General features: G+C 48.7%; 9 protein-coding genes, 1 tRNA gene, 1 rRNA gene and 1 pseudogene. 1 reads left to right on the forward strand and 11 read right to left on the reverse strand.

Translation table 11 applies throughout. The features are described 5' to 3' along the window. From IQ217_RS18115 to IQ217_RS18145, 7 genes and pseudogenes are all read right to left on the reverse strand, one after another. Nucleotides 1-251, reverse strand: a pseudogene (locus tag IQ217_RS18115) (hypothetical protein); the annotation flags it as partial. A gap of 57 nt (nt 252-308) precedes the next feature. After that, the gene (gene proC, locus IQ217_RS18120; RefSeq protein ID WP_194021256.1) at nt 309-1112 is read right to left on the reverse strand and encodes a pyrroline-5-carboxylate reductase; all 804 of its coding nucleotides are present in this window, start codon (nt 1110-1112) and stop codon (nt 309-311) included. Nucleotides 1113-1248: 136 nt separating this feature from the next. After that, nucleotides 1249-3333 (reverse strand): M3 family metallopeptidase, encoded by a 2085-nt coding sequence (locus IQ217_RS18125; RefSeq protein ID WP_194021258.1) that lies wholly within the window; start codon nt 3331-3333, stop codon nt 1249-1251. A 116-nt stretch (nt 3334-3449) separates the two neighbouring features. Next, nucleotides 3450-3833: a type II toxin-antitoxin system VapC family toxin gene (locus IQ217_RS18130; protein WP_194021260.1), complete on the reverse strand. Its 384-nt coding sequence runs from the start codon at nt 3831-3833 to the stop codon at nt 3450-3452. Next, on the reverse strand, nt 3830-4066 hold the full coding sequence (locus IQ217_RS18135) for a type II toxin-antitoxin system Phd/YefM family antitoxin (RefSeq protein ID WP_194021262.1): 237 nt from the start codon (nt 4064-4066) through the stop codon (nt 3830-3832). Before IQ217_RS18135 ends, IQ217_RS18130 begins: the two co-directional genes overlap by 4 nt. Nucleotides 4067-4100: 34 nt before the next feature. Continuing rightward, nucleotides 4101-4832 carry an HNH endonuclease gene (locus tag IQ217_RS18140; protein WP_194021271.1) on the reverse strand — a complete coding sequence of 244 codons (732 nt, stop codon included), beginning with the start codon at nt 4830-4832 and terminating at the stop codon, nt 4101-4103. A gap of 286 nt (nt 4833-5118) precedes the next feature. Then, nucleotides 5119-6921 carry an aspartate kinase gene (locus IQ217_RS18145; protein WP_194021273.1) on the reverse strand — a complete coding sequence of 601 codons (1803 nt, stop codon included), beginning with the start codon at nt 6919-6921 and terminating at the stop codon, nt 5119-5121. 146 nt (nt 6922-7067) lie between these two features. Between IQ217_RS18145 and IQ217_RS18150 the strand changes: the two genes are divergently transcribed. Next, nucleotides 7068-7151, forward strand: a tRNA-Leu gene (locus IQ217_RS18150). Between the two features lie 91 nt (nt 7152-7242). Here the strand turns inward: IQ217_RS18150 and IQ217_RS18155 are convergent. The 4 genes from IQ217_RS18155 to rrf form a co-directional block, all read right to left on the reverse strand. Next, nucleotides 7243-8439, reverse strand: a complete 1197-nt coding sequence (locus tag IQ217_RS18155) for a GNAT family N-acetyltransferase (protein ID WP_194021275.1) — start codon at nt 8437-8439, stop codon at nt 7243-7245. An 87-nt stretch (nt 8440-8526) separates the two neighbouring features. Next, nucleotides 8527-9018, reverse strand: a complete 492-nt coding sequence (locus tag IQ217_RS18160) for a DUF427 domain-containing protein (protein ID WP_194021277.1) — start codon at nt 9016-9018, stop codon at nt 8527-8529. 3 nt (nt 9019-9021) lie between these two features. Continuing rightward, nucleotides 9022-9783, reverse strand: coding sequence for a hypothetical protein (locus IQ217_RS18165; protein ID WP_194021279.1), 762 nt, complete (start codon nt 9781-9783; stop codon nt 9022-9024). A gap of 192 nt (nt 9784-9975) precedes the next feature. After that, nucleotides 9976-10093 (reverse strand): 5S ribosomal RNA (gene rrf / locus IQ217_RS18170). Nucleotides 10094-10098 lie beyond the last annotated feature (5 nt).

Consider the following 10098-nt stretch of genomic DNA (forward strand, 5'->3'; position numbering starts at 1 on the left):
CATTCGATTTTTTGACTATAGCTTTTGTCTAACACCGTATCGTCAAAGACAACATAAGCTTTTGGTGATTCGATTAGCTCTAGACGTACCTGTTCCCACAGCAGACGAGGAGTCAGTTTTACTCCTTGTAGGTAACGTTTGATCCGGTCATGGCTCACACCATCGAGATGCTTGGCAAGGTTTGTTAGGGTGTAGTTAATTGGGCTACTCAGTAAATACTGACAGTAATCTAAACGAGTGAAAGAAGTCATCCTACTACCTTAACCTCATCTATCTTGCGTAAGTCCTGACTAAATACTGCCATGCATTTATTTTTTGCCTAGTTCCTGGGAACGGCGATAGGCAGCCCGCACAGCTTCGATGATGGCGGAGCGAAAGCCCATTTTTTCCAGCACTGCTACCCCAGCAATGGTAGTGCCCCCCGGACTGGTGACCTTATCTTTAATTTGGGCGGGGTGTTCCTCGGTGTCTTTGATTAACTGGGCCGTTCCCAACACCGTTTGCAAGGCCAATTTTTGGGCGATCGCCCTGGGTAATCCGGCCAAAACGCCACCGTCCGCCAGGGCTTCGATCATCAAAGCGACGTAGGCCGGGCCCGAACCGGAAACCCCCGTCACCGCATCCATTAAATTTTCTGGCACTTCCACCACATTGCCCACTGCCGAAAAGATGGCCTTGGCCTTGGCTAATTGATCCGGCTCCACCATCTTATTAGCGGCGATCGCCGTCATGCCGGCCCCAACGGTGGCGGGGGTATTGGGCATGGCCCGGATAATGGCATGGTCAGGAAAGCCTTTTTGAATTCTTTGCAGGGAAACCCCGGCCAAAATGGAAATGACCAAGGGACGATTGGCCCCTCCTGCTAAGCTGGCCAGGACCCGGTCTAGCACCTGGGGTTTAACCGCGAGCAACAGCACTTCAGAAACATTGGCCGCCTCTTGGTTATCGGGGGAAACTTTAACTTGATAGGTTTTTTGGAGATAATCCCGTCGGGCACCGTGGGGCTCCCCCACTATAATTTCCTCTGGGGCGTAGGTTTTCTCTGCAATTAAGCGGGCCAGGATGGCCTCCGCCATTACCCCACCGCCGATGATACCGAGTTGAATGGACACTGTAATTTAGGCTATTCCCAATAGTATTCAGAATTATACCTTGAACCCCCAACCCCACCGATCTCACGGCCAAGCCAGCCGGGGAGATGCGGGAGTTGGTAAGGTTTATTGCTCAATTCATTGATCGGGCAATTGATCAGGTTGCACTGGGTAACAAACCGTTATGGCGTAACAGGGGAGCAGTTTGTGGTTGTCGTCCCCGGAATTTTTCGAAGACCACTGCAGGCGCGAGGCTTCCCCCCAAGGCCAACACCGTTTCTCGAAAACGTTTACCTGTGGTTTGCACCGCAGCTTCATTGTCTAAGCCCACTTCCTCAAAGGCGGCAAAGGCATCGGCACTGAGCACTTCTGCCCATTTATAGCTGTAGTAACCAGCGGCATAACCCCCAGCAAAAATATGGCCAAAGGAGCAGAGAAAGGCATTTTCTGGCAGGGGAGGCAAAATGGTGGTGATTTTCGCCAGGCGATCGCCAATTTGTTCAATGGTTTCCGGGCCGTTGGGACGATAGCGGTGATGCAATTCCAAATCCAGCAAGCTGAAATTAATTTGCCGGAGCATGGCGGAGCCGGTCATAAAATTACGGGTGGCGAGGATTTTTTCGTATTCCGCCTGGGGTAAAGTCTCGCCGGTTTGGTAATGCTTGGCCAAACTGAACAGGGTGGTGGGGTCATAGCACCAATTTTCCATAAATTGGCTGGGCAGTTCCACCGCATCCCATTCCACGTTATTAATGCCCGCCGCACCGCTGTAATTAACCGTGGTCAGCAAATGTTGTAACCCATGGCCAAACTCATGGAACAGGGTGGTCACTTCATAAAAAGTCATCAGACTAGGCTGATCCCCCACCGGCGGTGTTTGGTTACAAATTAGATAGGCCACTGGCAAACGGAGGGATTTTTGCCCATTTACCAACTCTTGACCCCGGTTTAAACAATCCGCCATCCAGGCACCGCCCCGTTTTTCCGACGGCCGGCTATAGGCATCTAAGTAAAAACTGGCGATCGCCGTGCCTGATTCATTCAGCACTTGGAAAAATTGCACATCGGGGTGCCACAGTGGAGCCGAATCTTGACTGGGCTGAATGGTGACCCCAAAGAGCCGTTTAGCTAGGGCGAATAGACCTTCCAGCACTTGGGGCAAGGGGAAATAGGGCCGCAGAGCTTCCGCATCAAAATCAAATTCCTGTTCCCGTTGTCGTTCCGACCAATAGGCCGTATCCCAATGGTGTAGCTCTGCCACCCCAGCAAATTTCTGTAGATCGGCAAATTCCTGCTCCGCCGCCTTATAACTGGGAACCCGTAACTCCTCCAACAGTTTTTCCACCGCTGCCACATCGGGAGCCATTTTGCGAGACAAACTCAACTCTGCATAGGTGTCAAATCCCAACAACTGAGATTTTTCCAGTCGCAATGCCAAAATTCTTTCAATCAGGGGATGGTTATCCCACTGCCCATCGGCCGCCCGACGGATAAAGGCTCGGTAAACTTTTTCCCGTAGATCCTCCCGCTGACTATATTTCATAAAGGGTAGATAGCTGGGATAGTCCAATGTAATTATCCAGGGACCTTCTTCCAAGGTGGCGTTTTCTTCCCCTTTCTGTTGGACAGTCTGGGCCGCCAGGGCTAATAAACTAGGCGGTAACCCCGCAATTTCTTCCTCAGTCGTTAATTTCAATTCAAACGCTTGGCTGGCATCCAAGACATTATTGGAAAACTTGGTGGCCAGTTCCGCCAATTCCAACTGGATTGCGTTAAATCTTTCCCGTTTTTCTCCCGTTAAACCGACACCGCCCAATTCCGCTTCCCGGATATTGCTTTCCACAATGCGTTGCTGGGCCGGCTCCAATGTGTCCCACTCGGCGCTATTTCGCAGGGCCACAAAGGCTTCATAAAGGGGACGACTTTGTCCCAAGCGGCTAATGAATCTCACCACCAAGGGTTGTACCTGTTCAAACTCATGGCGCAATTCGGGACTATTTTTCACCCCCATCAAATGGGAAACGGTGCCCCAGGTCCAACCCAGCTTTTCTTCCAGGGTCGTCAGGGGTTCCACCAAGCCTTCCCAGGTGGGTTGTACGGATTTTTCCAACTCGGTTAATTGGGTTTCTAGTTCCTGCACCAGGGTGGTCACCGCTGGCTCCACGTCGGTGGCTTGAATTTTGTCAAAGGCGGGTAAACCCCGGCCTTGAAGCAGAGGATTGGCAACGGCGGTGTGGGTCATAGTGATGGAAAAACAGAACGGTTTGAGTTTCAGGAAAAAGGCTTGTGGATAAACCACTCCCTAAATTTTGGCATGAAGGCAATGAAAAAATCAGGCAACGTTGTTGGGCTGCGCTGCTACATAACACTAACTGAGTAGGCACGAACTGCTGAATCTACCGTCGCAATTGTCAGACCATTCTGTAAGGCTTGACAGACAAGCATTCTGTCAAATGGATCACGATGTAGTGGTGGCAGTTTAGCCAGTTGAACTACACTATTCTCGTCAAGAGCAAGGCTGGCAATTTGATGAAGCTCGCGCTGCTTGGGCAAATACGTTTCGGGAGGCTCTGGTAGAGGAAGCTTGCCCAATTGGTATTTGACAATTGCTTCCCAGACAGAAACTGAACTCAGGTAGACCTCATTGTCTGGAGCACGAATTGCATCCCGAACACCCGTTGATAACTGGGTATCACCACTAATAAACCACAAAAAGATGTGTGTATCTAGCAAAATTCTCATTTGCCCTCAAATGCACTGAGAATCTCTTCCGCAAGAGGAGCATCGAAATCATCTGGAACGGTAAACTCGCCTGCACATAAACCGAACGGTCGCAATTGCTGACTACTGGCAATAGGTTTGAGTTCGGCGATCGGCTTGTCAAATCTAACAATAACGAGAGTCTCACCTGCCTCTACTTGCCTAAGATATTTCAAAGGATCACGCTGCATTTCTTCAACAGTAACGTTTAACATAAAATTCCCTCTTCCAACTCAGTTAACTGGGCTTCTAGTTCCTGCACCATGATTTCACCTCTTCAATACTCCTTGTCTTACCACCTAAATGGATAATGGCATGACAATTAGGACAAACTGGGCGAAGGTCAGCAATTGGATCAACTTCGTACTCTTTCTGAATTTCCGATAGTGGTTTTAAGTGATGCACGTGGATAAATCCTTGTGCCACTGATCCAAACTTTTTTTCGAAGTTGAAACCACAAATACAACAACTTGTACCATAATGCTGAATGCAAAGTTTGCGGGCTTCGGGATTGCGCTCATAAGAATTAATAGTAACTTGACAGACTGACCCCTCAAGCAACTTTTGATCGTCAGGAACCTCCTCAGCAAGACGAAAACTACGCTCGCCTTTCCCGCATAATTGCGCCACCAATCCTGATAGTATTTTAATATACTTAATGATGGTTTTTATCTTCTGTTTATTTTCATGTTCTTCAGCGAATTTTTCTTCTAAATTTGCCAAAGCTTCTTGATGGCTACTATAAGCAAAAAAACTTTTGTGTTCTTTTTTTAAACCCAAAAAGTCTAGAATTATATAGGAGTAATGTCCTCTGGAGCTTATATCTTCATCGAGAATTTCTACATCTATTTTTTGATGGGACTTATTGCCAAACAACCAAGCTTCTACAACTCGTGCTATCTGTTCCTCGGTATAGGTCGATTTCGGTTTGCTTTTGATTGACGTGGTATTCAAGTCTGGGAATGGTGGAAGCGATTTCATGGCAGGCAATAAACAATCTTTAGTCAAGATATTTATGTCTGTAGTTTATCCGATAATTAAGAGATAAATCCTCACCGATAACCCAGCTAGCTAACTACTGATTATACTGACATTTTCTGTCTAGCCAATGCTTAGGGGCAAAAAGCAGAGAATTTCCGTATATTCACCCTGTGGAGAAAAAGAGCGTACCAATTGACCCAGCCAGGAGTTCAAGGCTTTGTAAAGTGGGGAAGTGGATCGTAAAGATGTTTTCTTAATTCTTCAGAAATTGTTTGAAAATTAGGCTCTAAGCCGGAACGGTGACGGTTTTTGTCCCTGCCAGGTTAAAGGCACTGTGGGCCGCTTTCAGGGCATCCACTCCCCGGTCCTGGGGCACCACACAACTGATTTTAATTTCCGAGGTGGCAATCATTTCTATGTTGATATTTTCCTGGGCTAGGGCAGCAAAGAAATGGGCCGCTACCCCCGGATGGCCAATCATGCCGGAACCAACAATGCTGACTTTGGCAATGGCTTTGTTCACCACTACGGCCGCATCAAGCCAATCTTTGATTAGGGGTTGCAAAATTACTTCGGCCTGACTGCTATCCCCTTCCGCCACCATAAAAGCAATGTCCCGGCAGGGAGTGCCTTGATTAATGCGGCAGCGCTGGGATTGGATAATCATATCCACACTAATGTTGGCCTCCGCTAGGGCGGTGAATAGTTGGGCGGCCATGCCAGGTCGATCGGGCACATGGCGAATCGCAATCTGGGCTTGGTCTTGGTCTAGGGCTACCCCCCGCACAGCGGGCAGATGGGAAGTATTAGCTTGATTTTTGGGTGGGGACAGAGTGACGCCAAAGGCATTAGATAAGGCAGCGATCGCCCGGTCTGCATCCCGTTGGTCAATAACACAGCTAACTTTAACTTCGGAGGTGGAAATCATTTCAATGTTGACTCCCACATCGGCCAAAGTTTTGAACATTTTGGCGGCAATGCCAGGGCGACCGATCATACCGGCCCCGGCAATGGCAATTTTAGCGATGCCTTTTTCGACAATAATTTCCGCCTCTTGATCCGCTTCGGGGTAACTGCGTAGGGCAGGGGCAATGGCGCTGGTAACGGCTTCCGCTGTATTGAGTAAGTCTTTGACAACGGTGAAGGCAATGTCATTACTGTTGCCGTCGTGGATAGATTGGATAATTAAATCAATATCCACCTGTTGTTGGGCAATATCCCGAAATAACTTTGATGCCACCCCTGGGCGATCGGGCACCCGCAACAGGGCGACTTTTGCTTGATCGGCATCGTATTCTACCCCATCCACTGCCTTGGCAATTTCGAGCCCCACCAGGGAACGGTTTTGCACCGGGGGAGCCACTACTTTTGTGCCCGGCTCGTCACTCCAACTGGAACGCACCACCAGGGGAATGCCATAATTGCGGGCAATTTCCACTGCCCGGGGATGGAGCACTTTTGCCCCCAGACTGGCCAATTCCAACATCTCGTCACAGGTAATTTCCGCCATCAGTTGGGCTTCCGGCACTAGGCGGGGATCGGTGGTGAGAATGCCCGGTACGTCGGTGTAAATTTCACAAAAATCTGCTTTCAATGCCGCCGCCAGGGCCACCGCAGAGGTATCTGAACCACCCCGTCCCAGGGTAGTAATTTCTAGATGTTCTACGCTACTGATGCCCTGGAATCCCGCTACGACCACCACTTTCCCTTCCCTTAAATGGTGCTCCAGGCGATCGGGACGAATTTCTAGAATGCGGGCCCGGCTATGTTCGGCCTCGGTGACGATGCCCACTTGGGCTCCGGTGAGGGAAATGGCGGGCTGATCTATTTCCTGTAAGGCTAAGCTCAATAGGGCAATGGACACCTGCTCCCCGGTGGAGAGTAACATGTCCATCTCCCGACGACAGGGGTTGGGGGAAATTTGCTGGGCTAAATCCACCAACACATCGGTGCTTTTTCCCATGGCCGACACCACCACCACTAGGGAGTTCCCCCCCTGTACAGTCCGTTTAATACGTTGGGCCACCGCTTGAATACGCTCCACAGTGCCAACGGAGGTGCCGCCAAATTTTTGAACGATTAGTGCCATGGTGATTTCGGGATAGGGCCGGGGAAAAGTCGGCAGTTCCCCATGGTATCAAAAAAATTAAGCCGCTATGATTTCTCGGCAAAGACCTGTTGACTTCCGGTCAATCCTGGGGGATGATATTGTTTCGGTAAGAAAAACCACCGCAAGCGGAACTGGCGGAATTGGTAGACGCGCTAGATTCAGGTTCTAGTGTTCGTAAGGACTTCCGGGTTCAAGTCCCGGGTTCCGCATCTTAACTCTGCTCAGGTTGATCAAGGTTTACTATCAACTTGGCAACTTCCTTCCAGGGGTAATTCGGGTCGCCACAGCTTTCGTCTTCTTTTAGTTTTCTAATGCCAGGCTGATTTCCTTTCTACTAAAGGGCAAATCCTGGTTAATAGCATCAATTTCTGCTTGCTCCATGGCATTAATTTCATCAATGTAGATCTGCAAAATTTGTTGCATTTTAGGGTGGTAAAACCGATGTAAGCTGTAGTTAGCTGTGGCAGGAAAACCTCGACGGCGTTTATGGCGACCCCCAGCCCCTGGATCGAATAGTTGAATACCTTCCCCAATGGCCCATTCAATCGGTTGATAGTAGCAGGCTTCAAAGTGTAGACAATCGTAATCTGCCAGGCTTCCCCAGTACCGACCATAAAGGCGATCGCCTTTGCGTAGGCAAAAAGATAAACCAATGGGATGTTGATCATCGTGCTCCGGAAAAGCTAGCACTAAAACCACCCTAGCTCGGTAATCTTCGTACAAAGACTGAAAGAATTTTTTAGTTAGATACTTACTACCCCAATAGAATTTGTCACAGGTATTGCTATAAAAACGATAAATTGCCGGGAAAAAATGATGGGGAATTTGATCTCCTTGTAAAACTTGAATGCGTAAGTCGGCCTTTTGCACCGCTTTCCGCTCTCGTTTGATATTGCGCCGTTGATTGGCATTAAAAATTTGCAAATAATCGTCGAAACTTTGAAAATTTTGATTTTGCCAGATATAGCTATGGTGCAACCAACCAGTGAAGCCTAAATTTTCCATTTGCTTTTGCCATTGGCGATCGACAAACAAAAAATTACAACCAGAAATTTGATTTGTTTGGCAAAAGTGGTCAATGGCTTCCACCATAATTTGGGTGATCAAAAATTCATTAGCTTCAGGGTCAATTAAAAAACGATAGCCTTCAGCAGGGGTAAAGGGAGCCATACCCAGCAACTTTGGATAATAGTCAATGCCTAATCGTTGGGCTAAATCTGCCCATTGGTGATCAAAAACAAATTCTCCGTAACTATGGCCTTTGAGATATAAAGCCGCTGCTCCTAGTAAGGTTTCCCCCTGCCATACGGTCAGATGACAAGGTTGCCAACCGGTGTTACGAACAGCACTGCCGGAGGTTTCCAGGTTATGGAGCCAATGCCATTCCAGGAAGGGAGTTTGTAGGGGCACCGCCAATCGGTCCCACTGGGGCTGAGGAATTTCCGCCAAGGCATGGTGCCAACGCGCTGTCAAACCAGAAGGATGGGACTTGGCCATGGTTAATCAGAACAGCAATCAGGCAGTTTTCGGTAATCTAACGAATATTGTCCCCCGTCGCAACCAACTGTTCTATCGACTGGCCAATTACCAGCCCCAGGTGCCAATGCCACCCTTAAAGGGGCCGACAATTTTCGATGTAATCCAGCCACCGTAGAAATCCCCCGGCTGGGCAGTTACTAACTCTTCATCTACATAGCAGGCATCCATTTTACTGGGATAAAAGGCTATGTAATCTTTGATCACGCTAAATCTAGTATTGGGAGTGGGGTAATACCAAGCCACGTTATCTCGCCGGCGATCGCCTAAATTGAGATGATAATAGCTGGCCTCCCCTTTCCATTCACAATAGGAATGTCTAGTGGAAAGCTCCAGATATTCAGTCCGGACATCCTGGGGAGGAAAATAGTAAACCGGTGGATGGCTGGTCTCTAATACCCGTTGAGTCGAGCAACTATCGGCAATGGTGATGCCGTCACATATAATCACCGCCCTTTGGCTAGAAGCTTCAATTTGGGGAGGACGGGGATAATCCCAGACCGATTCTTGCCCCGGTTCGGGAGTAGTGGGTTGGGGCATAGGTCAAAGACTCAATAATTGTTGCGGTTGGCGATCGCCCAGACTCGTCGGTAGGGGCAGATTATTCAAACAACACCAATGGTAAGTGTATAGATTGGCGTGGCCATGGTTAATGGTGGCAATGGCCGGCGCCGCAGGGAATGGCCAAAGTCGGTCAAATAGTAATCCTTGGGCAAGGCTGAACTGTAGCAAATAAACTGCCGGTGGAGCCTTCAACTCCTTGACCAAAGCCTGGGCCAAATTCTCCAAACCATTTTGGTAGCGTTGATAGGGCGGTAAATCCCAGGACACCATCTCATAGGCATTGGGCATCATCCCCTCATAGATTAGAGGTAGGAATTGTATGCCATTGGCTGTCACAATAATTGGCAGCCAATGATCCCCCAACCAATTAGCGTCACTACACAAAGGTAAATTAAGCTGTTGGCTCACCCACTGACGACGGGCATTAATTTCCTGACATGCCTGGTAAATATTTTGTCCTGGAAAATCCAGCCAACGGGGTAGCTGAATGGTCAACGGGCAGTAAATTCGCCCCCCCATTTGGGTTTGTTGCTGGGCCTGGTCCGACCATAAACTAGCCACCGCCACCGTCTCAATAATCGTTTCCGGGGAACAACCGGCGATCGCCTCCTTCAAAGCATTGACCATCCTTTCCGTCACAGGGGAAGCCGCAATTAAGCGACCCTCCTGCTTCACCTTGGCATTCACAATAATGCTTGCTCGTCCATTACGATTGGGAGCCTTAAGGGTTGGAATTACCACAGCCTTTATACCTATCTAGGAATAAATCAACGAAAATCGCTAAGTCAGCCATATAGCCATCTCATAACACCATTATCAAACAATGGCACAGGAAAGAAAACCCTATTTCTGCTAACTATCCATGTTTATCATTCCATTGGCACCAAAAGCGAAACCCCCCAACACTAAGTTGAGGGGTTCAAAGAAAAAGGAACTTGGCATCGGACTATTGTGCCGTGGGGCAACCCCCAGAGTATCGTCGCCGCTGTCACATTTCACAACCGAGTGCGGGATGGGATCGGAGTGGTTCCATGACGCTAAAGACACCAAGAAAGA

The sequence above is a fragment of the Synechocystis salina LEGE 00031 genome (assembly GCF_015207985.1).
GTDB classification, from domain to species: domain Bacteria; phylum Cyanobacteriota; class Cyanobacteriia; order Cyanobacteriales; family Microcystaceae; genus Synechocystis; species Synechocystis salina.

Excerpts from the sequence above, each read along its gene's own strand:
- IQ217_RS18135 (WP_194021262.1), bottom strand. The coding sequence starts at position 4,066 with ATGTTAAACGTTACTGTTGAAGAAATGCAGCGTGATCCTTTGAAATAT.
- IQ217_RS18125 (WP_194021258.1), bottom strand. The coding sequence starts at position 3,333 with ATGACCCACACCGCCGTTGCCAATCCTCTGCTTCAAGGCCGGGGTTTA.
- IQ217_RS18155 (WP_194021275.1), bottom strand. The coding sequence starts at position 8,439 with ATGGCCAAGTCCCATCCTTCTGGTTTGACAGCGCGTTGGCACCATGCC.
- IQ217_RS18160 (WP_194021277.1), bottom strand. The coding sequence starts at position 9,018 with ATGCCCCAACCCACTACTCCCGAACCGGGGCAAGAATCGGTCTGGGAT.
- IQ217_RS18130 (WP_194021260.1), bottom strand. The coding sequence starts at position 3,833 with ATGAGAATTTTGCTAGATACACACATCTTTTTGTGGTTTATTAGTGGT.
- IQ217_RS18140 (WP_194021271.1), bottom strand. The coding sequence starts at position 4,832 with ATGAAATCGCTTCCACCATTCCCAGACTTGAATACCACGTCAATCAAA.
- IQ217_RS18145 (WP_194021273.1), bottom strand. The coding sequence starts at position 6,921 with ATGGCACTAATCGTTCAAAAATTTGGCGGCACCTCCGTTGGCACTGTG.